Below are 26049 nucleotides of genomic sequence, written 5' to 3'. Positions count from 1 at the left end.
GCCGCAGATTATTACCAGTATATGAATTTATCCTGCTTTCAGAATTCCAATTTTGGATATAATAGCCAGTAAACCCTTAATCATCAGGCCACACCATGCTCGATAAACTTGATGCGCTGAAAATTTTCTGTACCGCCGCGCAGACGCTCAAATTCCGCGAAGCCGCCACTCAGTTGGGTCTCGCGCCACAACAGGTTACCCGTGGCATCGCCGAACTAGAGAGCCAGCTTGGCGAGATGCTGTTTCTGCGTAATACCCGACAAATTAAGCTTACGCCGTTTGGTCAGCAGTTCTGGCCCAAAGCTGAGCGACTGCTGGTGGAAAGCGAAGCGCTGTTCTCCGAAGGTCAGCGACGCAACGAGCAGTCTATGGCAGGCAAGGTGCGCATCACTCTGCCCCCGCTGTTTGAAAACCGGGATATTATCTGCCAGCTTCTGCATCAGCTGTCGGACTATCCGGAGATTGCCATCGAGTGGCACAACACCGGTCGTCACCTGAATATTATTGATGAGCAGATTGATATTGGTATTCGTATCGGCGCAGTACCGGATAACCGCTATATCGTCAAAACGATCCGCCCGGTCGGGGTGCAGATTGTCGCCGCGCCAGCGTTAATCCAGCGGCTAGGCGAGCCCGCAGACCTCAAAGCCCTGCAGCTTCACTACCCGCTAAGCGCGCTCAGCAACAGCAACTCCGGCCGCATCTGGCCGTGGCAGTTTGCTAACGACAACAGCTTTTTCCCGGCCAATCCGGCGTTTGTCGCGTTCGATATCGACAGCGAGCTGGCGGCGGCGCTCGCCGGGCGCACCGTTAGCCAGCTGGCGGATATTACCGTGCGCCCGTTCCTGCAGCGCGGCGAACTGGTGAATCTGCTGCCAGCGCTCAACTATCAGCCGTGGCAGCTCTATATATTTCGCCCGCATCTGCCGCTGCTCCCTGCCCGCGTGCGGCTGGTGTTTGATCTGCTAACGCAGATCCTGCGCGAACATTTCGCGCATTAAGCCAGGTGCAGCGTTATGACTTCGCGGTTTCAGCAAGAAACTGCGCCAGAACCGCATTGGCATTAGCCGCCATGTCTGAAGAGCATGTCGCTGACAGCACGGCAATAAATGCCTGAAGCTGCTCTGAGGTGATGCCGTTATGGTGGCTGATGGCAAAGTGGCTTTTCAACTGGCTTTCTGCGCCGGGAATGGCGGCCAGCGCAGAGATGGTCGCCAGTTCGCGTGCTGGCCAGTCCAGCACATCGCGCTGGAAGATATCGCCAAACAGATGCGCTTTCAGGTAGGTATCGATAGCCGGAGCAAAATCAAACAGCGGCCCGCTCACCGTTCTGCCCACCAGCGCCGTTTGGGTATCACGCCCGGCGGCCAGGCTATCCCATCCCGCGGCCGCTGGGGTGGAGGCCTTGCCTTCGTCATCGACAATGCCCTGCGCCTGGCGCGCGTTCATCACCGACATAAAGCAGCCGAGGCCGTTGAGGCTGCGCGGGAAACCGCAGTAGGCATAAAGCTGAACCAGCACTTCTTTGATTTCATTCACGGTCAGCCCGGCGTCCAGCCCTTCATGCAGCGCGGTGGTCAGTCTGGTCATGTCACCGCAGGCGGTCAGCGCGGCAATCGGAATCATCGCCTGCTGGCGATCATTTAATGGATTTTGCATCAATGCCTCTCCGAAGGGAGCCCGCAGGCTCCCGTATAAACGGGTAAATGGGATAAGTATAAGACGTTGGCTTTAGGTTGATTAGCCGGTGAAATCAGAACTGGGCTATGAGCCAGTTTCATGAATACCGTCACTACCGGCCAGAGAAACGCAGCACCTCAGCCGGATAGCGCTCGCCCTGAATCTCAATGTTGGCATCGGCAATTTGTTTGAGGTCCTGCGCGTCGAGCGTGAGTTCCAGCGCGCCAATATTCTCCTCAAAGCGGATCTGGCTACGGGTACCAAACAGCGGCACGATCCACGGTTTCTGTGCCATCAGCCACGCCAGCGCCACCTGCGCCGGGGTGGCGGCATGTTTGTCGGCAATCTGGCGGATAAGCGTAACCAGCTGCTGATTGCTCGCGCGGGCAGCATCAGCAAAGCGCGGCGTATGGGCGCGAATATCGCTACTGTCAAACACCGTGGTGGCGTCGATTTTTCCGGTCAGAAAGCCTTTGCCCAGCGGGCTGTAAGGCACCAGCCCAATGCCCAGCGCTTCCAGCGTCGGCAAAATTTCACGCTCCGGCTCACGCGTCCACAGGGAATATTCGCTTTGCAGCGCCGCCAGCGGCTGTACCGCATGGGCCCGTCGGATAGATTCAGCGCTGGCTTCCGACATGCCAAACCAGCGCACTTTTCCTTCAGTAATCAGATCCTGTACCGTACCGGCCACTTCTTCCATCGGCACATCCGGGTCAACGCGATGCTGATAGTAGAGGTCGATATAGTCGGTCCCCAGACGTTTCAGGCTGCCTTCTATCGAGCGGCGAATCTGTTCCGGGCGGCTATTGACGCCGCCGCGATGCTCGCCGGTCTGCTGATCGATATCCCAGCCAAATTTGGTGGCGATTTTGACCTGATGGCGAAACGGCGCAAGCGCCTCACCGACCATCCGTTCATTGGTCCAGGGGCCGTACACTTCGGCGGTATCGAAGAAATCCATCCCCCGTTCAACCGCATGGCGAATCAGCGCAATCATCTGCTCGCGGTCCGGTAGCTCGCGGGCTTTGCCATAGCCCATCGCGCCAAGCGACAGCGCCGACACCTCAAGCCCTTGCCCTAACTGACGTTTTATCATCATGCCTCTCCTTACGGTTATGCCGCGCGCAGTTCGGCGGCAAACCGCGCCTGGAACTCGCTCAGCTTGTCCTTGTTACGGGCCGCCACCTCATAGAACGCCAGCGGCGGGCGGTAGCCCATGCCCACGTAGCGGGCGCTGGCTTTCATGGGGGTGAGCACCTCTTCCATGGTGCTGTTGAGCAGCCCGTCATGAGAATAGGTGAACTCGCTCGCCCCCGCCGTGGTAACAATTTGCAGTTGTTTCGCTTTCAGCGCCTCGCCGCCGGGGCCAAAGGCCCAGCCGTAGGTCCAGACCGCATTCAAATAGGCTTTGAGCATCGGCGTCAGGTTGAACCAGTGGGTAGGATAGAGGAACACCACCCGGTCGGCATCCGCATAGGCGGCCTGCTCTGCCGCCACGTCGATGGCCGCAGGGTTATCACCGTACAGCGCTTCCAGGTTACGTACCGTCACGTTTTCCGCCTCTTCGGCGGTCTGCTGCAGCGCGTGGATCGCGCGGGATTGTGAGAAATAAGGATGGGAAACCACCACCAGCGTTTTCATATGTCGATGACCTTGTCGTGTTTATCTCGAATGACACGCAGTATGCGACGACCTATTGCTAACTTTAATAAGCCTTATGGTTGATGTACTTTCAACCTAAGGTTAATAATAAAGGCCATTACCCCTGCTATCGGAACCGGACATGGACCTTTCTCAGCGCGTGCGCGCCATTACTTCGTTTATCGATGCCGCCGATGCAGGCAGCTTTGCCGCCGCCGCGCGGCTTCAGGGCGTGAGCGCCGCCGCCATCAGTAAAAATATCGCCGGGCTGGAGCAGGCACTGGGGGTTCGTTTAATGAACCGCACCACTCGCAAGCTCAGCCTGACCGAGGAAGGGGCGGCCTTTTTACAACAGGCGCGCGTCGCCATTGAGGCACTGGATACCGCCGTCGATACGGTCGTAGCCGGGAAAATGGAGACGCGGGGGCATGTGCGCATCTCCACCAGCGCAGCCTTTGGGCGCGAACAATTGCTGCCCGCCCTGCCGGGGCTGCGTCAGCGCTATCCCGGCCTTTCCGTTGAGGTGGATTTTGACGATCGGGTGACGGATATCGTCCGCGATGGCTACGATCTGGCTATCCGCGGCGGACGCATTGTCGATTCGTCGCTGATTTCTCGCCCGGTCTGTCTGCTGAATATGGTGCTGGTAGCGTCACCGGCCTACCTGGCGGAGTGTGGCGTACCCACTACGCCGGACGCGCTCAGGCATCATCGTCTGATCGCCCGTCGCTTTCTCGGCGGCAAAGTGTCGCCCTGGAACTTTCACGCACCCGATGGCAGCCTGATAACGCTGGAACCGGACGCCGCCGTTGTTACCCTCTCAGCCCCCGAAGCCCAGCTTCAGGCGGCGCTGCTGGGTCTGGGGATTGCGCAAGTTGGCGTCCACCATGCGCTGGCGCATCTGCAAAGCGGGCAGCTAAAAACGCTGCTCTTCGGGCAACACGATAGCGGTAGCTATGAAATGGTGATTCAGTACCCGCACCGGGCGCTGGTTGCGCCGCGCGTCAAAGCGACCGTCGAATACCTGCTGGAGACGTTCCGCCAGGATCCCAGACTGCATTTCCCTGTGGCCAGACTGGCGGAGTTTGCGGCATAGTCCAGAATAGATATATTCATCACACAAATATTGCATTTCATGCCGCATTTTCGGCATTTCATTCCCGTTTTCAGGCCGTTAATGCCTGAAATGTCTGACGGGCGACAAAAAGGCCTACAGTAGCGTTTATTTACAGGTGTGCCCTATGCCGAAGTCTCTGTTTCAACGTGAAAACCTGTTGTCCGGTTTTCAGTGGTTCTTCTTTATTTTCTGCAATACCGTGGTGGTTCCACCAACGCTGGTTTCCGCTTTCCATCTGCCCGACAGCAGCCTGTTGATGCTGACCCAGTACGCGTTTCTCAGCACCGCGGTTGCCTGTTTACTGCAGGTCTTTTTCGGCCACCGCCGCGCCATAATGGAAGGGCCAACCGGCTTATGGTGGGGTACCATTCTGACCATCACCCTGGCAGAAGCCTCGCGTGGCACGCCGCTGAACGATATTGCCAGCAGCCTGGCGGTAGGAATCGCCATCTCTGCGGTAGTGACCATTATTATCGGCATCAGCGGCCTCGGTAATCGCCTGTCGTGGCTGTTTACCCCGACGGTGATGGTCGCTTTTATGCTGCTGCTGGGCGCGCAACTCACCACCATCTTTTTTAAAGCGATGCTGGGGCTGCCGTTTGGCATCGCCAAATCAACCGTCGGCCTGCAGCTTGCGCCGTTCGCCATTTCGACGGCCATTATGTTCTTCGTGATTGGCCTGATTATCTTCTTACCTGCGCGCATTTCCCGCTACGCCCTGCTGATTGGCACGGTCGTCGGCTGGCTGGTGTGGCGCATCTGCTTTGGCGCGTCGGCCACCTCCTTCGGTGAACTGCACTGGCAACTGTTCCCGCTGGGCAGCCACGGTACGCTGTCGCCAGGGATTATTCTCACCGCGGTTATCACCGGTCTGGTGAACATCAGTAATACCTACGGCGCCGTGCGCGGTACCGATGTGTTCTACCCGCAGAGCCCTGCCAGCAGCGCGCATTATCGCCGCAGCTTTGTGGTTTCCGGGGTGATTACGTTGGTGACCGTGCCGCTGGCGGTGATTCCTTTCTCGCCCTTTGTCTCTTCCGTTGGCCTGTTAACCCAAACCAACGACAGCTCGCGAAAATCCTTTTTCTACGGTGCGCTGCTGTTCCTGCTGGTCGCCATGGTGACCCCACTCACCCGCTTTTTCTGCTCTATTCCGTTAGGTGTTAGCAGCGCGGTGATGCTGGTCTCTTATCTGCCGTTATTATATTCCAGTCTGGTATTTAGCCAGCAGGTGAAGTTCACTTCGCGGAATATCTATCGCCTGGCGCTACCTTTATTTATTGGGCTATTTTTAATGAACCTTCCGCCGGTATATTTACAGGATGTACCGCTCACCATTCGTCCATTGTTAAGTAATGGCTTATTGATGGGGATTTTGTTATCCGTATTGTTAGATAATATTATTCCGTGGGATCGTTTTAAATAATTGTTCCTGCCGCTCCCCGAGCCTTCGGGGAGTACATGCGTTTTCTGCCTCACTCACCGCTTTACATGCCAGCGTAATGTGCTATTAATAAGTATAGTTGTATGGCAAGTGATTAATTCAAAAACACATAACGCAAGCGTTTCCTGTTGCATAAGAGAGAACGGTAAGAAGCTTTTTATCCCTTCCGCAAAGATGTGAATAAAGTGTTTCTTTACGTAACCAAATAATAGGCTAATCGTAATGAAAAAACGTATTGATAGCGACAAAATAACAAAAACATTCCTCGAATATACCTTAATTAACACCACCTCCGTTCCCACCAGTCAGAATTTACCGAGTTGTGATAATCAATTTAAACTCGCACAACACGTCGCCAATCAATTTGCTCATCATTCGGCAGTTACCGTTGATATAAACAACCACGCTATCACCACCATTACGCTTCCGGCGAATATTGCCAACGCCCCTTCTATCGTCTTCTTCGCGCACCTCGACACCGCACCTGACCATACCGGCGATACCCATGCCATTCGCGTGAACCAGTATGACGGGCAGGCCATCGTCCTGCCGGGCAGCGGCGAACGTTTTTCACCGGATAACCACCCGGAACTGTTGGACTACATCGGCCAGGATCTCATCACCACCGATGGCACCAGCCTGCTGGGCGCCGATGACAAAGCGGCGATCGCTGCCGGTGCCGAAGCGCTGCAGTACCTGATTGCCCACCCGGAGGTGCCGCACGGCGATATTCGTCTGGTGCTGCTGCCGGATGAAGAGATTGGCATTCGCGGAGCAAAAGCGCTGGACGTGCAAGCGCTGAACGCCGACTACGGCATTTGCCTCGACTGCTGCGGCGTCGGCGAATACGTGATTGAAAACTGGTACGCCGGTAGCGCACAGATTACGGTTAAAGGCACCACCGCTCACCCGATGAGCGCGAAAGGCAAGCTGGTGAACGCACTGTGTATCGCCACGGAAGTGATTGCTGCCCTGCCGCCAAAAGAGCGCCCAGAGCACACCGAGGGCCGCGAAGGCTATTACTGGCCGCATAAGCTGACCGGTGATACTGCCAACGCCACGCTGGATATCGCTATCCGTGATTTTGAAATCGACGGCTATCAGCAGCGTAAATCCACGCTGCAGGCGATTGTGGCAGACCTCAAACAGCGCTGGGGCGATGAGCGCATCTCCATCACGCTGAATGATATTTACGACAACGTGAAGCCGAGTCTCGACAAATCACCGGAGATTCTGGAAAACGTCAAACGGGCGATGCATAACCTCGACATTACGCCAAAACCGCTGCTGATGCGCGGCGGCTACGACGGCAGTGTGATCACCCCGAAAGGCCTGCCGACCATCAACATCTTTACCGGCGCGCACAACTTCCACTCGACCAAAGAGTTTTTACCCGTCGAATCTCTGCGTCTGGCCGCTGAAATGTTGCTGGAGATGGTGGAACTGAGCACCGGTGAGGTTCGCGCGTGAAAAAGTGGACCATTGAATTCGTACTCTATGCCGTCTACATGGTGTTCGGCGCCGCCTGGGCCACCACCGGCTCGGTGATGCCGCAGATTATGGCTGATTTCAACGTTGACGTGTCGCACGCCGCGCTGATGTCGAACGTTATTCTGTGGGCCAAGATTGTCGGTGCCGTGGGCACTGCCGTGCTGGTTGCCCGCATGGGAACGCGCAAATCATACCTGCTGGGCTGCGTGATGATTGGCGTGTCGGTCTTTATTCCCTTTGTCGATAACTTCACCCTGCTGTTGATTATTCGCTTCCTCGGCGGCCTCGGCGGCGCGGTATGTCTGGTGTCGCTGGTGCCAACGGTGGCCCGCTTCTTCGATAACAAGATGGCGGCCACCCTGAATAGCATCAACTGCACCTCAAACATCATCGGCACCATCATTGCCCTGACGCTGGCGGGCTATCTTTCCACCTTCTTCGGCGGCTGGCGTAACCTGCTGGCGGCCTACGGGGTCATTACCCTGGTGCTGGGCGCGGTGTGGATGCTGTGCTTTACCGACGAAGAACGCAGCGAGCAGCACGCGGCGAACCTGAGTCGTGAAAGCAAGATGGCGGTGCTGAAAGAGGCGATATTCAGCCGCATCGTGTGGGGGATGATTGCCCAGTACGCTGGCGCGATGATCATGATGGTGTTTATGTTCACCTTCCTGCCGCTGTACTACGCCAAATATGCGCATCTGCCGGCAGACTCGCACGCGCATCTGAGCGGCACGGTGAACCAGGTGGGGATTATGCTCGGCGCGCTGGTGGGGCCGTACTTTAAAAACCGCGGCTATCACTATAAAAACTGGCTGTTTATCTCCAGTATTTTTATGGCGGTAACGACTTTTGCCATGCTGTTCGCCACCAACGACATGGTGATCCTGGTCTGTTCATTCCTGACCGGCGGTATCTTTGCGACCTGGTTTGCGTTTATCTTCTCGATTCCCAAAGAGGGGCTCAAAAACGCCACCACGCAGACCGTCACCTACGCTATGTCCACCTTCTGGGTCTGCACCTTCCTGCTGGCCACCATCAACAGCCAGCTTATCGGCTGGTCGGTTGACCTGACCGGCGGCTTTACCGTGGGCTTTACCTACGTCTTCGCCCTGATGGTGGTTTCACCGATTGTGGCGCTGCTGGTCTTTCCCAAAAAAGCACGATAATCAGAAACAACAACGGGCACGATATTGTGCCCGCTTATCATGAAAAACGGGCCACCCGGCCCGTTAACGATTAACACACTTCAAGTAGCTGCCGCTTCGCGCTTTCCGCCTGCGTTCGGTAGAACTCATACCGCGCACAGAACCACGTTCTTTGCTGCTCGTTCATATTGCCGGTTACCGCGCAAATATCGACAGGGCGGCCTCGCGACTGCATTTGGGCAAAACTGCGGGCCAAAAAATCAAAGTTCATTAACGCCTGCTGATCCTGTTGTTGCATTGCATATCCCTCCGGTCTGATACTCGTTTTCAAGGCTATATGCTCTACTGTTTCCAGTATTCGCCTGTTATCAGTTACTTTTTGAACACTGCGTGCGCATTCCAGTCGCGCGCCGTCACACTTCAGCCATTTCCCTTTTTTCTTCACGAGCGGATCGTGCTGAATACGCGTGCGGGTCCATATGCGGGTACATCAATCAACATTTTTGCAATATACTGTGACAATTGTAGAACAGAGTGAGTACAGGTGAGCGATGGAAATTGATCTCGATAATCTGGTCTTTGATGGGCTGGAAGAGGCGCAAGAGCGCAACGCAGAACGTCTTGACGATGCGGACAAGAAAGCGCAGGCGATTGTCGCCGACGATGATTGCGGCGATGCCTGCAAAATCTGATAACCGAAACCGGCCTGAGGGCCGGTTTTTTTATATGGAGCGGGAGTCTTTCCCGGCGTCGCTGCGCTCGGCCGGGCTACTGATTCGTGACAACGTCACGTTAAATCAATCCGCTATCTGTTCTTTGGCGAGCGCTACTAGCTTTTTAATCGCGGCGGTGCGTTCCCGTTTGCGGTACAGCAGCCACAGCACAGATGGGATCGCCTCTCCGGCAATCTCTCGATAGCACACGCCGGGGAGATTGATGGTCTGCGCCATCACCGCCGGAACCACCGCCACGCCGTTGCCCAGCGCAACGTTCGCCAGCACCTCCGTCAGCGCCCCGGACCGTCGGGTGTATTCAAGAGTAAAGCCGCCGCGTTTTGCCACTTCAACGGTGCCGGAGCGCTGTTCCGGCAGAATAAAAGTTTGCTGACGAAGGCTTTCCGGCACTATTTCCGCTGTCTGTGCCAACGAATGACCGTCACTTAGTGCCAGGCAAAAGTGGTCATGATGCAGCGCCAGATGGGCTATTTCAGCGGGCAACGCTAGCGGCCCGCGCACCAACGCGACGTCCAGTTTCCCCTCCACCAATAGTGCCGCCATCCCCTCCATCGGCAGTTCACTAACCTCAACGGCGACGTCGGGGTACTGCTGGCGATAGTGATTAAACAGCGAACTCAGCACCCCGGACATTAACGTCGATGACACGTATCCGACACGCAGATACCCGCGCTCACCCCGCGCCGCACTCTGTACCCTCGCCCTCGCCTGCTCGGCCTGCGAAAGCGTCGCCTGCGCCTCGTCGCGCAGAATCTCACCCGCCTGCGTAAGCTGCACCCGCCGCTGGCTGCGGACAAACAGCGGCGTACCCAGTTCACGCTCAAGCTGGGCTATCTGTACGGAGAGCGTTGGCACGGCGATACCGAGCGCCTCCGCCGCCGCACCAAAATGCAGGGTGTTAGCCACTTCAAGGAAATAACGCAAATGGCGCAGCTCCATGGTCGCTCCTGATTGTTAGGTTTTACCTAATAATAACGGCAAGCATCTGGATTGAACAAGGCTGCCAGAACGCCGATGCTAGTGGCTATACGAACCTTTTCGGATGCCGACCATGCTGTATCGTTTTGCCATTTTTAGCGATGTTCACGCCAATTTACCGGCGCTTGATGCCGTCCTCGCCGATATTGACCACCACGGCATTACCCAATGCTTCTGCCTTGGCGACGTTGTCGATTTCGCCCCCTGGCCAAATGAAGTTATCGCCCGACTGCGTGAGCGGCAGATTCCAGTGCTACGAGGAAACCACGACCAGCGGGTGGCCTGCGATGAACCGGTGACCACCATGGCAGTGCACAGCCCCGAAGAGCGGGATGCCAGAGTCGAAGCCATTGCGCTAAGTAAACGGGTTCTTAGCGAGGAAAACCGCCGCTGGCTGCAAGCGCTTCCCGATACATTGCGCCCGGATCTGCCGCTGCCAATTCTGCTGGTGCATGCCAGCCCGCGCTCACTGTCGGAATATCTGTACGCCGATACCAGCGCACGCACGCTGCTGGCCTTTCCACAATTGCACGACGTCGACGCGTTAATTTGCGGACATACCCACTTTGCCTGCGTGCGGGAAATCGACAGAGGTACGAGACGGCCGTTACTGTTCGCCAACCCTGGCGCCGTAGGGCGTATTAAACCGGGACAGCCGCAGGCAAGCTGGTTATCAGGCGAAATTCGTGAAGGGAAGTTGTCGTTGATGGTCAAAACGGTGCAGTACGATGTGGCGCTGGTGGCACAGGCCATCCGCGACAGTGAAGTACCGGATTATTATGCCGATGAACTCATGCGTCGCATCGCGCAGTGATAAGCGCCGTTGCGCACCGAGCGGCGCAAAACAGCGGCAATGGTATGCACACCACCGCGTACCAGTCGCTGCTCTACTGGATTAAGACGTAAATCCAGCATCTCCTGCGCCCAGTCGGGCAGCAGGTCAATCCCTGCCTTCATCAGAATCGTGCCCGCGGGTTGTGCCATCCGCCCCGGCAGACGGGTGGTCATCAGCACGCGAGCGACTTCTCGTGTGCGTTCATCGCATCTTAGCTGAGGCCGCATCTGCTCGAGATAGTCCGCCACTGCCTGCGGCGTTTTTGGCACGTTACGCGCACCCAACCGCTCGGCGATACTCGCGGACTCAATAAAATATTGCGCCTGCCTTGCCGGGCTCACCACTACACGGCGATAGCGCAGATGGGAGGCCATAAACGAACTGCACTCCGCAACGTGAACCCAGGTCAACAGATCCGGGTCGCTGGCGGCGTACGGCGTCCCGTCGATATCTACCCCGCTAACCCGCTCATGAATCGCTTTCACTTTGGCAATCAGCCGTTCAGCATCTGGAACGGTGGCGAAAGTGGTGGCTGAGATAAACTGGCTGGTACGGCGCAGGCGGCCAAAGATATCGTCACGAAACGAGGAGTGATCCCACACACCGGCCAGCGCCAGTGGGTGCAGCATCTGCAGTAATAACGCGCTGATGCCGCCGCACAGCATGGAGGTGAAATCGCCGTGCACCGGCCAGATAGCCGACTGCGGTCCGAACAGCCCCGGTTCTCCGGCAGGATGCTCGAAGTCGATTTCATTCAGCGCAATCCCCGTCAGGCCTAGCACCTGACGTTCAATACGCTGGCGTAGCCACTCCATGCGCTTTCTCCTTCAGGCTTACGCTTTACGCGCGTTATCAAGCCAGGCGTATACCGCCGCCAGATCCTGCTCGGCCAGCCCGCCCTGCGATGCCTGCGTCCACATATCGACGATATCGGCCATCATCGGCATGGTGCCCTGCGGAGCGTTTTCCAGCGCCAGACGCGCATCTTTGAGCGCATGCTGAAGCTGCATCTGCGGGGTGTAGTCCTCTTTACGGATCATCTCCAGCTTGCCCTTGACGTACGGCGCCGCCAGCGGTCCGCCTTCCAGCGTTTCCCACAGCTGGCCCGGCGTGAAGCCAAACTGTTTGGCAAGCTGCATACTTTCCGCCACGCCCTGCATCATTGAGATAAGCCAGGCGTTGATCACCAGCTTCATCTTCTGGCTGTTGCCCGCGTCGCCGTACCACTGGGTGCCGCGAGAAATGGCGTCAAAGACCTGCTGTGCGTCGCCCGCTCGCGACGCATCGCCGCTGGCCATTACCAGAATCTGGGCGTTTTCCGCCGGGGCTTTGGTGCCGGAAACCGGCGCATCGAGGTAGAGCATATCGGGGCGAAGTGCTTCGAGCAGCGCGATGGCATCAGCGGTTTCCTGAATGCCGATGGTCCCCATCTGGCAGAAGGTTGCCCCCTGCTGACAGGATGGTGCAACGGCGCGGATAGCCGCCAGGGTGGCGTCACCGTCGGTGAGCATGGCGATAATCACCTGCACGTCGCTTGCCGCTTGTGCGGCAGTTTCACGCACGATAAGGCCCTCAGACAGCAGATCGTCGCCGCGACCCGGCGTGCGGTTCCAGCCGTATACGGTGAAACCTTTTTTGAGCAGGTTGGCGGCAAATGCGTGCCCCATCGCGCCTAAACCCAGTACCGCTACCGCGGGCAGTGCCTTCATGTTTCTCTCCTCAGATGGTCGGTCTTTTAGGTAGCGTGATGATTATTCGGCAGAAAAGCAACTGGTTAATGGTTAAGCGCCCTTCTTATTTGAAACTTTTTGATAACAAAACTGGATACATGTCAGTTTGGTGAAAGGTTCCGTTCACTTTACGTTAGGTGGAATATGAAGTTCCATCACCGGTGAACGGGCCAAGGGGTGCGGCCGCGCACCCCTTCGCAATCCCCGCGGCCCCGCAGGGAAATCGGTGCTTCGCACTGCGCTCGCCTACGAACTCCAGCCTGCGGCACGGCGAAACTCGACATCCCTGTCTCGGTTCGCCTCAGTCCGCCATCCATGGCGTCCTGACCTTGTCTTCCATTCTCCGGCTCGCCGATTTCCAACGGGGACTCATCGGTTTCAGAAAGACTGGTTATTGCTGTTAACTGAAAGACCGCACGGTTTTTGGTGGCGTCTAAATCACCGAAGCGTTTCCCGTAGGCCGGGTCAGCCCACAGGGATGTGGGCTGAGGGAACCGCGCAGCGGCGATTGGCCGCCCCTTGCGCGCTCTCTGCGCCAGTGCAGTTTATATGGCTACCGCTGGAAGAGAGCGCAACAGAGTGATAAGCCTGAATGCAACTCAGAACGAAGGCATTAGCAACGCTCGCGCTACCCCCCTTTCCGTCCCCCAGACTTCCCAATCGCCTTATGCAAATCATTAATTCGCTTCATCGAACGCAGCGTCCGCTGTGAGTGGGTGGATGCCACCGACAGTACCAGCATCTCCAGACACACCATCACCGTACCATGCAGCGGCACGCGGCCATTCTCCCCACGCGGAACGTGGATCACCACCTGCGCCATATCGCTAAAGCGCGAATCGGTAGCCTGAGTCAGCAAAATCGTCGGAATACCCAACCGCTCCGCCTCACGCAGCGTCGTCAGCCCTTCCCGATGCGGCGATTTTTGCCCCATCATAATCAGCACATCTCCGCGCTGCAGCGCAATAAGCTGCTCGGCGAGACTAAAGCCGGTGCGATTAAGCACGCAGGACGGCAAACCAATCCGGCTGAACAGTCGCGCGGTGTACTCGGTCAGAATCCCCGACGCGCCGATGCCAAACAGCGCGACCTGACGCGCATCGCCGAGCAACGCCACCGCCTGGGCTATCGCCGCACGGTTGCTGGTGCTGGCGAGCATCTCACAGGCACGCTGGTGCCCTTCCAGCACAAAATCGATACTGGAGTTAACGTCGCTGGTCAGTGCCCCAACCGTCGACGCCATTTTTTCCGACGAGGTGATGGTCGGGCCAAACCAGTGCTGCATGGTCTGCTTCAGGTCGCGCAGCCCGGCAAAACCGAGCGCCTGGATGGCGCGTACCACGGTGGCATCGGAGGTTTGCGTGGCGGCGGCAATCTCCATCGCCGTGTGGTCGAGCACCGCCTCGCGGTTGTCATCAATCCAGTGCGCGACCGCCAGCAGACGCGGCGAAAGCTGAGGCGTGCGGCTTCGCAGGCGTTCGCCGAACAGGTCAACCCGACGCTTCTCTTTACGTATCACCGTCTGGCTCATTTTGCCTCCTTAGGCAATGGACGGCCGGCAATCTGCGACTGCACCTCCGCCACCAGCAGGTTCAACGAGGCGTAAGAGTTAGAGATAACCTCGTCGCGCGGCAGCAGGATGTAATGCCCGGTGCGGCAGGCGCGCATAAAGTCGCACCAGCCCGGCATCACTTTTTCCATATCGTTGAGTTCATCCTGCGGTTTACCGCCGGTGTCCGAGCGCCAGGTGGCAAACAGGAAATCGGCATCCAGCTCCGGCAACTGCTCAGCGCTCACGTCAATACGCTGGCCGTCGGGAATACCTTCAATCATCGGCGGGAAACGGAAGCCCGCATCGCGTAGCACGCGTCCCAGTGAATGATAAGAGTGATGTACCGTGATTTTGCCGTTGTTGGCCTGAATCACCGATACGGTGATCTTATTGGTATCGATGGTCTGTTTAAGCTGTTCGATTTGCGTCTGATAGCGGCGCTCAAGGAGTGCCAGCCGCGCCTGTGAGCCGGTCAGTTCGGCCAGCTTGCTGTAGATACGCGGCGCGCTGCCGAGCAGATGGTCAATGCTCACCGTCGGAGCGATTTTCGCCAGTTGCTCAATCGGCACGTTACGGTTGGGTTCGGTAATAATCAGGTCTGGTTTGGCTGCTGCCACCGCTTCGAGGTCAATATCCGCGGTGCCAATAAACTTAATATCGCTGTTATCAAAATCGACGCCGGTCAGCATCGCGCTGGAGCGCAGATAGTGGCTACCGTCCGGACGCGTCCGCCCGTGGCTGGCAACAGGCGGCACGCCAAGCTCGATGAGCGGAATCGTAATATCGAGATCGTGCATCGACACGATACGTTTCGGGTGATCGGGAACCTGAACCACGCGGCCCAGATCGTCGGTAAACGGGTGCGTTTGTGCAAACGCCGAAACGCTAAACAGGCACAACACTGACATTAGCCCACGTAGGGTCATCCTGAACCTCACAATGCGTCGCGACGACGCCACAGCAGTAAAATAAAGAAGGGACAGCCAATCAACGAAATGATGATCCCTGCCGGAATTTGTAGCGGCGCAAAGGCCAACCGCCCGAGGGTATCGGTGAGCAACACCAGCAGCGCGCCAATCAAGGCGCTACCGGTAAGCAGCGCGACCTGGCCGCCGCGCAGCATAAAGCGCGCCATATGCGGTGCCATCAGCCCGACAAAACCGAGGCTACCGACGCAGGAGACGCTCGCCGCCGTCAGCAGCACCGGCGCGAAGAAGCGCAGCAGCGTCAGGCGTGATAACCGCACCCCAAGCCCGTTCGCCACCTGGTTGCCCATTAGCGCGACGTCCGCCGCTCTGGCGGTCAAATAGAGGATCAGCACCGCCGGCAGCGCCCATACCACCGCGACCGCCAGCAGCGACCAGGTGGCAGCGTGCAGGCTGCCCGCAAGCCAGGTCATCGCCGTCTGCACATCGCGGATATCAGCAGTCGTGATAAACAGCCCCATCGCCGCCGACAGCGCCCACGACACGCCGATACCAATCAAAATAAAGCGCGGGCGCGAGAGGTCACGGGCCAGTACGATGACCAGCAGCGCCACCAGCACACCGCCGAGCATGCCGACCAGCGGCCGCCAGGCGAGACTCACGGCGGGGAAAGCCAGGATGAGGGTCAGCACCACCACGCTGGTTCCCTCTTTCACACCAATTAATCCAGGGTCGGCCAGGCCATTGCGGGTAATCGACTGCATTGCCGCGCCGGCAAGGCCGAGCATACCGCCGCAGAACAGCGCCATCAGCAGTCGGGGTAAGCGGATGTCGCGCACGATGTACACCTGCTGCGCACTTAACGCCTCTGGCATAAACAGCGCGCGGCCAATGGCGCTGGCGGGAATGGGCAGCGAGCCTCGCGTGACGCCGAAAACCACTAATAGCAAAATCACGGTCATCAGCGCGGCGGCGATTTTCAGCAATCGGGGGCGCAGCAAAATACGTAATGGGCCGATTGTGACAGCGCGAAAACCCGCGCGGGTGACTGCTCGCGTCATTTAAAGAACCTCACCGCAATCGCAATAAACACCGGCGCACCGACCATCGCGGTCATCACCCCGGTCGCCAGTTCCTGCGGCGCCAGCAGCCAGCGGGCGAGAATATCCGCCAGCAGCAGCAGCAACGCCCCGGTCGGCAACGCCAGCAGCAGCCCGGTACGGATATCCTGCCCGGCCCAGCGGCGAATAACGTGTGGCACCACCAGTCCGATAAAACCAATCGGCCCGGCTACCGAGACCGCCGCACCGCACAGCAGCGCGATGGCAATCACCCCCAGCACGCGGGTGCGCACCACCGATACGCCAAGCCCGCTGGCCACCCGGTCGCCGAGAGCCAGAATGTTGAGGCGCGGCGCGAGCAACGCTGCCATCAACACCCCAAGCAGAGCTGGCACGCTGGCAATCTGTAGCGTGCTGAGACTAATGCCGGAGAGATCCCCCGCAAGCCAGGTACGCATCGCCTGTAGCGTCTGTTCATCAAGGATCAGAATCGACGCGGTGACGGCCGACGCAAACGCCGACAGCGCCACCCCGCAGAGGGTAATTTTCATCGCCGTCGCGCCAACGCGCCCGGCTGAAGCCAGCAGCATCACTAGCCCAAACAGCGCCGCCGCCCCACAAGCCGCCGCCAGCGGGCGGCTCACACCGTAGGAGATCCCCGCCGCAGAGCAGACCACCACCGCCAGCGTAGCCCCGGCGTTGAGGCCGAGAATATGCGGTTCGCCCAGCGGGTTGCGAATCACCGTTTGCAGCAGCAGCCCCGCAGCGCCCAGCGCCGCGCCGGTCAGCAGCGCCGCTAGCAGCCGCGTCAGGCGCAGGTTAATGATAATGCGGTGGTCAAAATTGCGTGGGTCGTAGTGCAGCAGCGCATCAACCACTACGCTGGGGGCAATGGCACGCGCGCCAAGCCCGAGATGAATAATCGCGCCGAGACATAACAGGCTGCTAACCAGCAGCAGTGCCCACAGCGGACGAACCGTTTTTGGCCGTTGAATCAGGCTCTGCGTCGCCATCAGGCAGACTCCGGGCGGGCGCAGAACGGCATAAACAGCGGTTTTCCAGTTTGCGGGTTAGGCAACATATGCACGTCGACGTCGAAAACCTGTTTGATGATTTCGGCGGTGCAAGGCGCGCTGTCATCCACGATGCTGGCAATCTTCCCCTGCTTCATAAAAATCAGCGTGTCGGCGTAATTCACCGCGAAGTTGAGGTCATGCAGCACGGTCACCACGGTGCGCCCGTGTTCGCGGGTAAGCTGCTGGAGCAGTTCGAGGATTTCCACCTGATAGCGTAAATCAAGCCAGGTGGTCGGTTCATCCAGCAGAATGGTGGCGGTTTGCTGCGCCAGCGCCATGGCAATCCAGCAGCGCTGACGCTGGCCGCCAGAGAGGCTGTCGACCGGCAGATGCGCAAACTCCAGAGTGCCGGTCAGACGCAGCGCCGTCTCGACCGCCTGTTCATCGTCCGTCGACCATTGACGGATCAGCCCCTGCCACGGGTAACGCCCGCGCGAGACCAGTTCAAAGACGGTGAGCCCTTCCGGAGTCAGCGGCGACTGCGGCAGCAGGCCGAGCTGGCGCGCGACCTGCTTCGTTGGCTGTTGGTGAATATCCTGGCCGTCCAGACGCACGCAGCCGCCCAGCGGTTTGAGCATCCGCGCCATGGTGTTGAGTAAGGTGGATTTACCGGAACCGTTGGCGCCCGCCAGCACCGTCATCTTGCCGACGGGGATGGTCAGGCTGATGTTATCAACGATGCGCTGGTTGCCGTAACCGGCGCAAAGGGACTCCAGCACTATCCCGCGTTCCTGAGGGGCGTTTTGTTGCCGCTGTGGCATGTTTCTTTCTCTCCGGCCGCAACGACGTGGTATCGTTCTGCACTTTAAATAAATCTCATTCTCTTTTGATCATGCAATGTCGTAATGTAGTAGTCAATAGCACTACATTACCACTTCATTTCATAAGGAATAGGTTATGAAGCGCGATTTCTATACCTAACAAAAACCATTAAAAGCAATGATATTCAATTAATTATGAACAACACCTCTGTTTTACAACCTCGTATTCCGGCTTATTTTGAGTCGCCGATAAATTTATTGCCGATTGGATTTACTACTACATTTTTGCATGTTTGAATGATTCTCAATTACATATCCTGAACATCCCGGCTTGGTGTGAATGGGTAATTTTGGTTTTTCAGGGCAATGATTTTTATCAATTTTTACTGCCATCCTTCGGCAGTTTTTTTATGGGAAACAGAGAGATGACACAGTTATTCCCGACGTTCACGGGAAAATCCGGACGCGCACTTTTTTCACTGGTTTTTCTGGGGGCGGTCGGCTCCCCTTCGCTGATGGCGGCAGAAAATACCCCGAGCGGCGATAGCGCGAAAAAAGAAGAAGCGATGACGGTTGTAGGCACCGCGCAGGCTGACCAGACGGTTACCGAAGGGTACCAGCCCATCAGCAGCTCCACCGCGACCCTCACCTCAATGCCGCTGCTCGATATTCCGCAGGTGGTCAACACGGTGAGTGACAAAGTGCTGGAGGACCAGCACGCCACTTCGCTTGACGAGGCGCTGTATAACGTCGCCAACGTGGTGCAAACCAACACCCTGGGCGGCACCCAGGACGCCTTTACCCGTCGTGGCTTTGGCGCTAACCGCGATGGTTCAATCATGACCAACGGCCTGCGCACTGTGCTGCCGCGCAGCTTTAACGCCGCGACTTCTCGCGTGGAAGTGTTGAAAGGCCCGGCCTCTACGTTGTACGGGATTCTGGATCCCGGCGGCCTGATTAACGTCGTTACCAAGCGCCCGGAACGCACCTTCTCCGGCGATATTTCCGCCACCTCCAGCAGCTTTGGCGGCGGCACCGGGCAAATCGACGTGACCGGCCCGATTGAAGGCACCCGTCTGGCGTATCGCCTGATTGGTGAATACCAGAACGAAGATTACTGGCGTAACTTCGGCAAAGAGCGCAGCAGCTTTATTGCCCCTTCCCTGACGTGGTTTGGCGACGATGCGACGGTAAACCTCTCCTGGTCACACCGTAACTACAATACCCCGTTCGACCGTGGCACCATTTTCGACCTCGATACCGGGAAGGCGGTGAACGTATCTCGTAAAACACGTTTTGACGAGCCGTTCAACATCACCGACGGTAATTCCGATCTGGCGCAGTTAAACGCTGAATACCGTCTGAACAGTCAGTGGACCGCGCGCTTCGATTACAGCTTTAGCCAGGACATGTACAGCGATAACCAGGCGCGCGTGATGGCTTACGATGCGAAGACCGGCAACCTGACCCGACGCGTCGATGCGACCCAGGGCTCAACCCAGCGTATGCACTCCACGCGTGCAGATTTACAGGGCAACGTGGTAATTGGCGGCTTCTATAACGAACTGCTCACCGGTATTGCCTACGAGAATTATGACCTGCTGCGTACCGATATGATTCGCTGCAAGAACGTCAAAAATGGCTTTAACATTTATGACCCGGTTTACGGCTCGCTGAGTAAATGTACCAGCGTCTCCGCAGCCGACAGCGATCAGCGCATTCAGCAGGAAACCTACGCCACCTACGTACAGGACGCGCTGTATCTGACCGATAAATGGATCGTGGTGGCTGGTGCACGCTACCAGTACTACACCCAGTACGCAGGCAAAGGCCGTCCGTTTAAAGAGAACACCAACAGCCAGGATGAGAAGTTGACGCCGAAGTTGGGTATGGTCTACAAGCTAACGCCGAACGTCTCGCTGTTCGGCAACGTAGCGCAGTCGTTTATGCCGCAGTCCTCGATTGCCAGCTATATCGGCGATCTGCCGCCGGAAGAGTCTACGGCCTACGAAATGGGCGCGAAGTTTGATCTGTTCAACGGTGTGACCTCGAACATCACCTTCTTTGATATTCATAAGCGCAACGTGCTGTATACCGAGACCATCGGCGACGAAACCTACGCCAAAACGGCGGGTAAAGTGCGTTCACGCGGGATTGAAGTGGATGTCGCAGGCTCGCTTACCGATAACCTGAACGTGATTGCCAGCTACGGTTATACCGATGCGAAGGTGATTGATGATCCTGATTATGCAGGCAAACCGCTGCCAAACGTTCCGCGCCATACCGGTTCACTGTTCCTGACCTATGACATCAACAACGTCTACGACAGCAACACCCTGACCCTCGGCGGCGGCGGCCACGCATTGAGCCGTCGTTCAGGCACCAACGGCGCGGATTACTACCTTCCGGGCTACGCGGTGGCTGATATCTTTGCGGCCTATAAGATGAAACTACAGTACCCGGTCACCCTGCAGGTCAACGTCAAAAACCTGTTCGACAAGACCTACTACACCTCGTCTATCGCCAGCAACAACCTGGGCAACCAGATTGGCGACCCGCGCGAAGTGCAGTTCACGGTGAAAATGTCCTTCTAACCACCAGCGGCCCCGCTCACGGGGCCGCCTTTACATACTCTTTCAAACCCTTAGCACTTCCCTACAGTTCCCTTCCGCATAATAGTCGCTTTAACTTTTAAGCAACATATTACGACTTTGAGGGATTAGAGTAATGAAACAAACTCTGCAACTTTCACGCTGGCTACTGGGATTACTTCTCGTTGCCAGCGTTGCGCTGCCCGCCAGCGCCAACAGCTGGCCGTTACCGCCGCCCGGCAGCCGTCTGGTCGGCGAAAACCGTTTCCACGTCGTCGAGAATAACGGCGGTTCGCTGGAATCTATCGCCAAAAAATACAACGTCGGTTTCCTCGCCCTGCTTCAGGCCAACCCTGGAGTCGATCCTTACGTGCCCCGCGCCGGTAGCGTACTGACCATTCCGCTGCAAACGCTGTTGCCGGACGTTCCACGCGAAGGCATCGTGCTGAATCTGGCTGAGCTGCGTCTCTACTACTATCCGCCGGGTAAAAATACGGTCACCGTCTATCCTATCGGTATCGGTCAGCTAGGTGGCACAACGGTGACGCCAACCATGGTGACGACCGTCTCCGATAAACGCGCTAACCCAACCTGGACGCCAACGGCCAATATCCGTGCACGCTACAAAGCACAGGGGATCGATTTACCTGCGGTGATGCCAGCGGGTCCAGATAACCCGATGGGCCACCACGCAATTCGCCTCGCGGCCTACGGCGGCGTGTATCTGCTGCACGGCACCAACGCCGATTTTGGTATCGGCATGCGCGTCAGCTCCGGCTGTATTCGTCTGCGCGATGGCGACATCAAAGCACTGTTTGACCAGGTGACGCCGGGCACTAAGGTGACCATCATCAACACGCCGATTAAAGCGTCAGTCGAGCCAAACGGTGTACGTCTGGTGGAGGTTCACCAGCCGCTGTCCGAACATATTGATGACGATCCGCAGACGCTGCCTATCGTGCTAAACGCCAGCATGCAGGCGTTCAGCCAGAATGCGAACACCGACGCAGCCGTGATGAACAAAGTGATTGACGTACGCTCCGGGATGCCGGTTGATGTCACCCGTCACCACGACGTCGCACAGCAAAATATGTAGCAGAACCCATAAAGAAAAAGGCCCTGAGCGGGATACGCTCAGGGCCTTTTTTATGGCAGTGACATAAGCATTATGAGGGTTTTAACGCTTATTTATAGATAACTGCGGTGCCGTGCAGGTTGTTTGGACCGCTTACAGAAGTGATACGGAACGATTTCGCGCCCATGTCATCTGCTTTCTGAGCCAGTTCTTGTTCCAGAGACGCCAGGTTAGGGCCTGCGGAAGCGGAAATGCTGCCGACTTTATGCTGGTCTGCCGGAGTAGACTGCACTTCAACGGCAGCAAAGCTTGCGAATGATAGGGAGCTCAGTACGGCTGCGATGGCCAGAGTTTTTACGGTTTTCATGATTTTTACCTTTGCAGATGATTTTTGTAGGTCAGACGTTATTAACTTAACGATCGATAAAATAATCATAATGAGATCCAGGTCACACGTCAACGTATTTTTATAACGATCGTTTATTTAATTAAGATTCATATATTTTTCATATGAATATGTTCTTTTTATTTTTCCTCACGAAGCGCTAGCCCCTTCCGGGGATTATTTTTATAATGAGCGTTCACTAAACACCGACTAAGGTAGGCGGCACGATGACAACTGACACGCAAAGTTGCGCGAAAAAAGGCCGCGGTCGACCTAAAGTATTCGGCCGGGAAGCGGCGCTTGATAAAGCGATGACGCTATTCTGGCAGTATGGCTATGAAGCAACATCCCTCTCCGACCTCGTCGAAGCCACGGGTGCAAAAGCGCCGACGCTATATGCCGAGTTTGTGAATAAAGAGGGGCTGTTCCGTGCCGTTCTCGATCACTACATCACGCACTTTGCCTCAAAAAATGAAGCCTGTTTGTTCTGCGATGAGCAACCGGTGGTGGAAGCGCTACGCAACTACTTCACCGCGGTAGCCACCTGCTTTACCAGTAAGGACACACCGGCGGGCTGCTTTATGATCAACACCTCGGCGGCGCTGGCGGCGTCATCGAAAGAGATTGCGAAGACCATTAAGTCTCGCCATGCGGTACAGGAGCAGACGCTGAATCAGTTCCTTCAGCTGCGCCAATCGCGAGGGGAAATTCCGGCGGAGAAAAACGTCACCGAGCTGGCGTTGTTCTTGAGCTGTATTCTGCAAGGCATGTCCATCAGCGCCCGCGAAGGGGCCAGCTTTGATACCCTGATGCAGATAACCGACACCACGCTGCGACTCTGGCCGCAGATGATTGCCCCATCATAAAAAAAACGCCCCGCCATCTGAGTGATGGCGGGGCGAACAACTTACTACCTGCTATTTTAGGCTTTATTCAGTACCAGCTGGCCGTTGCTATCCAGCGGGATCTGGCTACCAGGCTGCTTATCCATACGGATTTTTCCCTGCTGATCGCCAATTTTGTAGGTCACATCATAGCCGAGCGTCTTTTCGGATTTGTCATACACCGTTTTACAGCGCTGCTCGTTGGTGGTGTAGGTGTCATTATTCTGCATCGCACCCTGCACCTGGTTGCCGGCATAGCCACCGCCTAACGCGCCGACCACGGTGGCAACGCTTTTACCGTGCCCGCCACCAAACTGATGGCCAATCACGCCGCCTGCCACCGCACCCAGCACGGAACCGGCGATACGGTTTTCATCCTGTACCGGACGACGATGCGTCACCGCGACGTTACGGCACTCCTGACGCGGATTTTTGACGGTTTCCTTGATAGGCGTAGCGGAAATGACCTGCGCATACTGCGGGCCACGGTCGAAAACGTTCATACTCGCTACAGCGGCAACCCCAAGCGCGGCGGCAACGCCAATACCTATACCCGCCAACATTGATTTATTCACGGGAGATCCTCCTTTGTTGCTATTGCTAACAATTGTGCAACCGATCGTTAGCAGTGCCTATCAGACAAAAACTCAAAAGCAGGATTTTATATGGGGAGATGGGTGTTTCGGAGAATTCTGAAGATGGAATGTCCCGGCGTCGCGACGCTCGGCCGGGCTACTCGTCACTGCTGTAGCCCGGCCGAGGCGTTCACGCCGACGCCGGGAACGGCACGATAATTAATGCAACTTAAGACGCGGACGAATCACGCGGTTAATGCTACCCACCAGCATCATCAGGCCGGTTTTCACGTAGCCATGCAGCGCAATCTGGTGCATACGGTACAGAGAGATGTAAACCATACGCGCGATACGCCCTTCAATCATCATCGAACCGCGCATCAGGTTGCCCATCAGGCTGCCGACGGTGGAGTAGTTAGAGAGCGATACCAGAGAGCCGTGGTCTTTGTAGCTATACGCTTTCAGCTCTTTGCCCTTCATCTGCGCCAGAATGTTATTCAGTGCACAGGTCGCCATCTGGTGCGCCGCCTGAGCGCGCGGTGGCACAAAGCCGCCTTCCGGACGTGCGCAGGAGGCACAGTCGCCAATCGCGTAGATATCCGGGTCACGGGTGGTTTGCAGCGTTGGCTCGACCACCAGCTGGTTAATACGGTTGGTTTCCAGACCGCCGATCTCTTTCATAAAGTCCGGCGCTTTAATACCTGCCGCCCAGACCATCAGATCGGCCTGAATGTACTCGCCGTCTTTGGTGTGCAAGCCGCCTGCATCCGCGCTGGTGACCATCGTTTGGGTCAGCACGCGCACGCCCATTTTAGTCAGCTCGCTGTGCGCCGCACCAGAGATACGCGGCGGCAATGCTGGCAGAATACGTTCACCGGCTTCCACCAGCGTCACGTTCAGCGCTTCGTTGCTTAAGCCTTTATAGCCGTAGCTGTGCAGCTGTTTCACCGCATTGTGCAGTTCAGCCGACAGCTCAACGCCGGTCGCCCCGCCGCCAACAATCGCAATGTTCACCTTGCCGTTTGCGCCAAGATTCGCCGAGTACTTCAGGAACAGGTTGAGCATTTCCTGATGGAATCGACGCGCCTGATGCGGGTTATCCAGGAAAATGCAGTGTTCTTTCACGCCCGGGGTATTGAAGTCGTTGGAGGTACTGCCCAGCGCCATCACCAGCGTGTCGTACGCCAGCTTGCGCTCAGGCACCAGCAGTTCGCCCTTCTCATCGCGCAGTTCAGCGATGGTGAGGGTTTTCGCTTCGCGGTTGATATCCATCACCGAGCCCAGCTGGAACTGGAAGTGGTGGTTACGCGCATGCGCCAGGTAGCTCAGCGCATCCACGCCTTCATCAAGAGAGCCGGTTGCCACTTCATGCAGCAGCGGCTTCCACAGGTGGCTATGGTTACGATCCACCAGCGTGATTTTCGCTTTTTTACTGCGGCCAAGCTTTCTACCCAGTTGAGTAGCCAGTTCCAGGCCGCCAGCACCACCACCCACAATTACGATTTTTTTCATTGGCGTAGTCATGTGACCCCCTTAAAATTTATTAACCAATTGTTAATTAAAAGTTATGAATATAGCCTTTAATTAACAACAAGTTACTTGTGTGAAACCATTCAGCTGCAATGAGAATAACATGAATGGTGCATTGGTCATACCAAAATTGATGTGCATCAAGTTTTATCGCGCAGAAGTTGAGCGAACGATATTTTGATAGCCGAAAAATGGGTTGGTTCGGTTAAAAATTAACAAAAAAAAGCCCCGGCAACGGAGCGTTGCCGGGGCGCTTTGCCGGTCTCTTAGCCTAAGGTTTTAAAGGCTTTGATCCGCTGCAGATGCGGGGAGATATTCTTGAACTTATGACCCTGCTCTTCATCCCAGATGATCTCATAGTAATGATGCAGCATGTCGGCTGAACGCTGGCTATCCAGCGCATCATCATGACGCGAGAGAATGGCCAGGCAGCGATCGCGGTTCTTTTCACGGAAGTTATTCACGCACTTGGTCGCGATATCCATATACTCTTCCGGGCGATCAATCTTGCCGTCCATGTTCTCGTTCGGGAACAGGTTCGGGTTAAACATCACCTGACGGATATCGCACAGGAAGCCGATACGTTCCGCCCAAAAGCCACCCAATCCTACGCCGCAAATCAACGGACGCTCATCGGCGTTCAGCTGCAGCATCTTGTCCACTTCCTTGAGCAGATGCTGCATATCATGTTTCGGGTGCCGCGTGCTGTAGCTAATCAACCGCACGTCCGGGTCGATAAACTGTAGCTGCAACACTTTTTCGTGGTTACCTGGGCTATTCGAGTCAAAACCGTGTAAATAGATAATCATTTGATCCTCACCACACCATTACTCCCACA

General features: G+C 56.6%; 26 protein-coding genes. 10 read left to right on the top strand and 16 right to left on the bottom strand.

Features of this window, described 5'->3' with window-relative positions; translation table 11 throughout:
• Positions 1-95 precede the first annotated feature (95 nt).
• Entirely contained in the window at positions 96-1001 is a 906-nt protein-coding gene (locus HII27_RS01070) for a LysR family transcriptional regulator (protein ID WP_185666125.1), read from the top strand.
• Positions 1002-1014: 13 nt separating this feature from the next.
• Here HII27_RS01070 and HII27_RS01065 read toward each other — a convergent pair whose 3' ends face one another.
• From HII27_RS01065 to HII27_RS01055, 3 genes are all read right to left on the bottom strand, one after another.
• Positions 1015-1686 carry a carboxymuconolactone decarboxylase family protein gene (locus HII27_RS01065; protein ID WP_223883130.1) on the bottom strand — a complete coding sequence of 224 codons (672 nt, stop codon included), beginning with the start codon at positions 1684-1686 and terminating at the stop codon, positions 1015-1017.
• Between the two features lie 106 nt (positions 1687-1792).
• Complete coding sequence (locus HII27_RS01060; protein WP_185666365.1) at positions 1793-2776, bottom strand: aldo/keto reductase; 984 nt, start codon at positions 2774-2776, stop codon at positions 1793-1795.
• A 17-nt stretch (positions 2777-2793) separates the two neighbouring features.
• Entirely contained in the window at positions 2794-3321 is a 528-nt protein-coding gene (locus HII27_RS01055) for an NAD(P)H-dependent oxidoreductase (RefSeq protein ID WP_185666123.1), read from the bottom strand.
• A gap of 142 nt (positions 3322-3463) precedes the next feature.
• On the opposite strand from HII27_RS01055, the gene HII27_RS01050 reads away from it, so the two are divergent.
• The 4 genes from HII27_RS01050 (at position 3464) to HII27_RS01035 (ending at position 8539) form a co-directional block, all read left to right on the top strand.
• Entirely contained in the window at positions 3464-4417 is a 954-nt protein-coding gene (locus HII27_RS01050) for a LysR family transcriptional regulator (RefSeq protein WP_185666122.1), read from the top strand.
• 145 nt (positions 4418-4562) lie between these two features.
• Entirely contained in the window at positions 4563-5864 is a 1302-nt protein-coding gene (locus HII27_RS01045; RefSeq protein WP_185666121.1) for a uracil/xanthine transporter, read from the top strand.
• A gap of 240 nt (positions 5865-6104) precedes the next feature.
• The gene (gene pepT, locus HII27_RS01040) at positions 6105-7352 is read left to right on the top strand and encodes a peptidase T (protein WP_185666120.1); all 1248 of its coding nucleotides are present in this window, start codon (positions 6105-6107) and stop codon (positions 7350-7352) included.
• The gene (locus HII27_RS01035; protein ID WP_185666119.1) at positions 7349-8539 is read left to right on the top strand and encodes an MFS transporter; all 1191 of its coding nucleotides are present in this window, start codon (positions 7349-7351) and stop codon (positions 8537-8539) included. Before pepT ends, HII27_RS01035 begins: the two co-directional genes overlap by 4 nt.
• A gap of 70 nt (positions 8540-8609) precedes the next feature.
• Here HII27_RS01035 and HII27_RS01030 read toward each other — a convergent pair whose 3' ends face one another.
• Positions 8610-8816, bottom strand: a complete 207-nt coding sequence (locus HII27_RS01030) for a glycogen synthesis protein GlgS (RefSeq protein WP_185666118.1) — start codon at positions 8814-8816, stop codon at positions 8610-8612.
• Between the two features lie 253 nt (positions 8817-9069).
• Here HII27_RS01030 and HII27_RS01025 point away from each other — a divergent pair, with 253 nt between their 5' ends.
• Positions 9070-9210 carry a hypothetical protein gene (locus HII27_RS01025; protein WP_112205122.1) on the top strand — a complete coding sequence of 47 codons (141 nt, stop codon included), beginning with the start codon at positions 9070-9072 and terminating at the stop codon, positions 9208-9210.
• A gap of 105 nt (positions 9211-9315) precedes the next feature.
• On the opposite strand, the gene HII27_RS01020 is transcribed toward HII27_RS01025, so the two are convergent.
• Positions 9316-10191 carry a LysR substrate-binding domain-containing protein gene (locus HII27_RS01020; RefSeq protein WP_185666117.1) on the bottom strand — a complete coding sequence of 292 codons (876 nt, stop codon included), beginning with the start codon at positions 10189-10191 and terminating at the stop codon, positions 9316-9318.
• A 112-nt stretch (positions 10192-10303) separates the two neighbouring features.
• Between HII27_RS01020 and HII27_RS01015 the strand changes: the two genes are divergently transcribed.
• Positions 10304-11044, top strand: a complete 741-nt coding sequence (locus HII27_RS01015) for a metallophosphoesterase family protein (RefSeq protein WP_185666116.1) — start codon at positions 10304-10306, stop codon at positions 11042-11044.
• Here the strand turns inward: HII27_RS01015 and HII27_RS01010 are convergent.
• The 7 genes from HII27_RS01010 to HII27_RS00980 form a co-directional block, all read right to left on the bottom strand.
• Entirely contained in the window at positions 11008-11880 is an 873-nt protein-coding gene (locus tag HII27_RS01010) for an oxygenase MpaB family protein (RefSeq protein WP_185666115.1), read from the bottom strand. The two genes, HII27_RS01015 and HII27_RS01010, sit on opposite strands and share 37 nt — an antisense overlap.
• A gap of 18 nt (positions 11881-11898) precedes the next feature.
• Positions 11899-12774: an NAD(P)-dependent oxidoreductase gene (locus HII27_RS01005; RefSeq protein ID WP_185666114.1), complete on the bottom strand. Its 876-nt coding sequence runs from the start codon at positions 12772-12774 to the stop codon at positions 11899-11901.
• A gap of 649 nt (positions 12775-13423) precedes the next feature.
• Positions 13424-14326, bottom strand: a complete 903-nt coding sequence (locus HII27_RS01000; RefSeq protein WP_185666113.1) for a MurR/RpiR family transcriptional regulator — start codon at positions 14324-14326, stop codon at positions 13424-13426.
• On the bottom strand, positions 14323-15273 hold the full coding sequence (locus HII27_RS00995) for an ABC transporter substrate-binding protein (RefSeq protein WP_185666112.1): 951 nt from the start codon (positions 15271-15273) through the stop codon (positions 14323-14325). The genes HII27_RS01000 and HII27_RS00995 overlap by 4 nt, the downstream gene beginning before the upstream one ends.
• A gap of 8 nt (positions 15274-15281) precedes the next feature.
• The gene (locus HII27_RS00990) at positions 15282-16334 is read right to left on the bottom strand and encodes a FecCD family ABC transporter permease (protein WP_185666111.1); all 1053 of its coding nucleotides are present in this window, start codon (positions 16332-16334) and stop codon (positions 15282-15284) included.
• A complete protein-coding gene (locus HII27_RS00985) occupies positions 16331-17347 on the bottom strand; it encodes a FecCD family ABC transporter permease (protein ID WP_185666110.1) in 1017 nt (338 codons plus the stop codon). Before HII27_RS00985 ends, HII27_RS00990 begins: the two co-directional genes overlap by 4 nt.
• Positions 17347-18171, bottom strand: a complete 825-nt coding sequence (locus tag HII27_RS00980; protein ID WP_185666109.1) for an ABC transporter ATP-binding protein — start codon at positions 18169-18171, stop codon at positions 17347-17349. The genes HII27_RS00985 and HII27_RS00980 overlap by 1 nt, the downstream gene beginning before the upstream one ends.
• Positions 18172-18596: 425 nt before the next feature.
• On the opposite strand from HII27_RS00980, the gene HII27_RS00975 reads away from it, so the two are divergent.
• Entirely contained in the window at positions 18597-20765 is a 2169-nt protein-coding gene (locus HII27_RS00975; RefSeq protein ID WP_185666108.1) for a TonB-dependent siderophore receptor, read from the top strand.
• 133 nt (positions 20766-20898) lie between these two features.
• On the top strand, positions 20899-21858 hold the full coding sequence (gene ldtC / locus HII27_RS00970) for a L,D-transpeptidase LdtC (protein WP_185666107.1): 960 nt from the start codon (positions 20899-20901) through the stop codon (positions 21856-21858).
• Between the two features lie 88 nt (positions 21859-21946).
• Here ldtC and bhsA read toward each other — a convergent pair whose 3' ends face one another.
• Positions 21947-22204 (bottom strand): multiple stress resistance protein BhsA, encoded by a 258-nt coding sequence (bhsA, locus tag HII27_RS00965; RefSeq protein ID WP_185666106.1) that lies wholly within the window; start codon positions 22202-22204, stop codon positions 21947-21949.
• 245 nt (positions 22205-22449) lie between these two features.
• Between bhsA and HII27_RS00960 the strand changes: the two genes are divergently transcribed.
• Entirely contained in the window at positions 22450-23088 is a 639-nt protein-coding gene (locus HII27_RS00960; protein ID WP_185666105.1) for a TetR/AcrR family transcriptional regulator, read from the top strand.
• A gap of 56 nt (positions 23089-23144) precedes the next feature.
• On the opposite strand, the gene HII27_RS00955 is transcribed toward HII27_RS00960, so the two are convergent.
• The 3 genes from HII27_RS00955 to ycfP all read right to left on the bottom strand — a co-directional run bounded on the left by HII27_RS00955 (position 23145) and on the right by ycfP (position 26020).
• Positions 23145-23681: a glycine zipper 2TM domain-containing protein gene (locus tag HII27_RS00955; protein WP_185666104.1), complete on the bottom strand. Its 537-nt coding sequence runs from the start codon at positions 23679-23681 to the stop codon at positions 23145-23147.
• 219 nt (positions 23682-23900) lie between these two features.
• The gene (locus HII27_RS00950) at positions 23901-25205 is read right to left on the bottom strand and encodes an NAD(P)/FAD-dependent oxidoreductase (protein ID WP_185666103.1); all 1305 of its coding nucleotides are present in this window, start codon (positions 25203-25205) and stop codon (positions 23901-23903) included.
• A gap of 272 nt (positions 25206-25477) precedes the next feature.
• Positions 25478-26020, bottom strand: a complete 543-nt coding sequence (ycfP, locus tag HII27_RS00945; protein ID WP_185666102.1) for an alpha/beta hydrolase YcfP — start codon at positions 26018-26020, stop codon at positions 25478-25480.
• Between the last annotated feature and the right edge of the window lie 29 nt (positions 26021-26049).

This window comes from Kluyvera sichuanensis (assembly GCF_014218705.1).
GTDB classification, from domain to species: Bacteria; Pseudomonadota; Gammaproteobacteria; order Enterobacterales; family Enterobacteriaceae; genus Kluyvera; species Kluyvera sichuanensis.
Note: the sequence above shows the minus strand (reverse complement) of the source record. Positions and strands in the feature narration are given on the sequence as shown.

Excerpts from the sequence above, each read along its gene's own strand:
- HII27_RS01060 (WP_185666365.1), bottom strand. The coding sequence starts at position 2,776 with ATGATAAAACGTCAGTTAGGGCAAGGGCTTGAGGTGTCGGCGCTGTCG.
- HII27_RS01050 (WP_185666122.1), top strand. The coding sequence starts at position 3,464 with ATGGACCTTTCTCAGCGCGTGCGCGCCATTACTTCGTTTATCGATGCC.
- HII27_RS01025 (WP_112205122.1), top strand. The coding sequence starts at position 9,070 with ATGGAAATTGATCTCGATAATCTGGTCTTTGATGGGCTGGAAGAGGCG.
- HII27_RS01070 (WP_185666125.1), top strand. The coding sequence starts at position 96 with ATGCTCGATAAACTTGATGCGCTGAAAATTTTCTGTACCGCCGCGCAG.
- HII27_RS01010 (WP_185666115.1), bottom strand. The coding sequence starts at position 11,880 with ATGGAGTGGCTACGCCAGCGTATTGAACGTCAGGTGCTAGGCCTGACG.
- ycfP (WP_185666102.1), bottom strand. The coding sequence starts at position 26,020 with ATGATTATCTATTTACACGGTTTTGACTCGAATAGCCCAGGTAACCAC.
- HII27_RS01020 (WP_185666117.1), bottom strand. The coding sequence starts at position 10,191 with ATGGAGCTGCGCCATTTGCGTTATTTCCTTGAAGTGGCTAACACCCTG.
- HII27_RS00990 (WP_185666111.1), bottom strand. The coding sequence starts at position 16,334 with ATGACGCGAGCAGTCACCCGCGCGGGTTTTCGCGCTGTCACAATCGGC.
- HII27_RS00985 (WP_185666110.1), bottom strand. The coding sequence starts at position 17,347 with ATGGCGACGCAGAGCCTGATTCAACGGCCAAAAACGGTTCGTCCGCTG.
- HII27_RS01045 (WP_185666121.1), top strand. The coding sequence starts at position 4,563 with ATGCCGAAGTCTCTGTTTCAACGTGAAAACCTGTTGTCCGGTTTTCAG.
- ldtC (WP_185666107.1), top strand. The coding sequence starts at position 20,899 with ATGAAACAAACTCTGCAACTTTCACGCTGGCTACTGGGATTACTTCTC.
- HII27_RS01055 (WP_185666123.1), bottom strand. The coding sequence starts at position 3,321 with ATGAAAACGCTGGTGGTGGTTTCCCATCCTTATTTCTCACAATCCCGC.
- HII27_RS00950 (WP_185666103.1), bottom strand. The coding sequence starts at position 25,205 with ATGACTACGCCAATGAAAAAAATCGTAATTGTGGGTGGTGGTGCTGGC.
- bhsA (WP_185666106.1), bottom strand. The coding sequence starts at position 22,204 with ATGAAAACCGTAAAAACTCTGGCCATCGCAGCCGTACTGAGCTCCCTA.
- HII27_RS00980 (WP_185666109.1), bottom strand. The coding sequence starts at position 18,171 with ATGCCACAGCGGCAACAAAACGCCCCTCAGGAACGCGGGATAGTGCTG.
- HII27_RS00975 (WP_185666108.1), top strand. The coding sequence starts at position 18,597 with ATGACACAGTTATTCCCGACGTTCACGGGAAAATCCGGACGCGCACTT.
- HII27_RS00960 (WP_185666105.1), top strand. The coding sequence starts at position 22,450 with ATGACAACTGACACGCAAAGTTGCGCGAAAAAAGGCCGCGGTCGACCT.
- HII27_RS00995 (WP_185666112.1), bottom strand. The coding sequence starts at position 15,273 with ATGACCCTACGTGGGCTAATGTCAGTGTTGTGCCTGTTTAGCGTTTCG.
- HII27_RS01005 (WP_185666114.1), bottom strand. The coding sequence starts at position 12,774 with ATGAAGGCACTGCCCGCGGTAGCGGTACTGGGTTTAGGCGCGATGGGG.
- HII27_RS01015 (WP_185666116.1), top strand. The coding sequence starts at position 10,304 with ATGCTGTATCGTTTTGCCATTTTTAGCGATGTTCACGCCAATTTACCG.
- HII27_RS01030 (WP_185666118.1), bottom strand. The coding sequence starts at position 8,816 with ATGCAACAACAGGATCAGCAGGCGTTAATGAACTTTGATTTTTTGGCC.
- pepT (WP_185666120.1), top strand. The coding sequence starts at position 6,105 with ATGAAAAAACGTATTGATAGCGACAAAATAACAAAAACATTCCTCGAA.
- HII27_RS01000 (WP_185666113.1), bottom strand. The coding sequence starts at position 14,326 with ATGAGCCAGACGGTGATACGTAAAGAGAAGCGTCGGGTTGACCTGTTC.